This is a genomic window from Runella sp. R5_40, from assembly GCF_057652295.1.
The window spans coordinates 1-1,468 of sequence record NZ_JBYFCH010000060.1; the positions used below are offsets into that span (position 1 = coordinate 1).

A 1,468-nucleotide genomic window follows, 5' to 3' on the forward strand; every position below is an offset into this window, starting at 1 on the left:
AACCTACCTTAACCCCATAAGTGTACGTAATTTATTTTTAATATTGTAAATGCGCAAGAAGACACATTTTTTTGGGGATGCCCGTTTGTTAGTACCCTTTCGTTCACTGATCTGGTCAATGAGTACGCAATTGAGTGTCATACTTAGACGCTTGAGTAAGAATCATGCACAGGAGAAGTCGTTTGGGAGCTTTATCAATCACCCCTCAGTGACTCCCAGTAGGCTTATTCAACAGTATTGGCAGGATCGCAACGTATCATGGTCAGGCAAGCACTTACTTCTATACCAAGACAGTAGTGTGTTGAGTTTCAAGAATACTAAGCCACGCACAGACTTAGGATATGTTGGTAAGGGGGAAGTTCATGGGGGCTTTGAATTACATAACTCACTTTTAGTGGATGCACAAAGTAGGGCTTGTTATGGTATTGGGGGCGCCCAAGTCCATAGTAATGAGTTCAATAGCGTTGAACACAACAAGCAACGCAAACGAATCTTGCGCCACGTGTCGTTTTCCCAAAAAGAGACTTATCGTTGGTATAGTACCATTGATCAAAGTACGACAAACTGTGCAGGGGCAAGCCGATACACAGTTATTGCCGACCAAGAAGCGGACATTTATGAGCTTTTTAGTCTGTACAAAGAGCGCCAATGGGATTGGCTGATTCGAGCCACTGATTATCGACGGGTACGTCATAGTAATGGGAGTACGATGCTTCTTTCGCAATTTTTGCAGGAAATACCTGTCAGTTTTTCTTATCAAACTCAGGTAAGTACCAGCCAAAATCGAACGAGCCATCAGGCACTTTTGAGGGTAAAGTTTAGTCCAATAACCATGATTAAAAGTAGTAAAAACCCTACCAAATCTTTACCCGACACCCTATGTATGTATGTTATTGACATACGAGAGGATGATACTAGCGTGCTGGCAGATGAAACACCTATTCATTGGGTCTTGGTCAGTTCTCATGCAGTGACCACTGACCAAGAAGCTGCCCAACTCATTGAATGGTATTGTGAAAGGTGGAATATTGAGCAACTCTATCGTACAGAAAAGACCCAAGGGCTTAACATCGAACAGGCCCAACTAGAAACAACCCACGGATTAGCTAACTTAGCCGTAGTGAGCATAATGGCTGCCGCCCAAGTGATGGCTTTAGTCATGGCTAGAGAGCCAAAACAACCTATTGATGCCCAAATCATACTCAATCAACAAGAAATTGAATGTAGCCTGTGGCTCAATCCAACTTTGGAGGGAAAGACCGATAAACAAAAAAATCAGCATCCCCCCAATTCATTGGCATTTGTCGCATGGGTGGTGGCACGATTAGGAGGGTGGAGTCCTCATGTTAACAAGCCTGCTGGACCAATTACCATGATTCATGGTTTAGTTAGATTCAAGGCTATCGTTGAGGGATTCGCCCTCAAAAATACCACCCCAAATCAACAAGTTATGGGGTTACCATAGGTT

Annotated in this window: 1 protein-coding gene; it reads left to right on the forward strand. The window is 43.4% G+C overall.

Annotated features, from left to right (window positions below):
* Positions 1-151 precede the first annotated feature (151 nt).
* Positions 152-1,465: an IS4 family transposase gene (locus AC23N5_RS31360; protein ID WP_487758553.1), complete on the forward strand. Its 1,314-nt coding sequence runs from the start codon at positions 152-154 to the stop codon at positions 1,463-1,465.
* Positions 1,466-1,468: the final 3 nt, after the last annotated feature.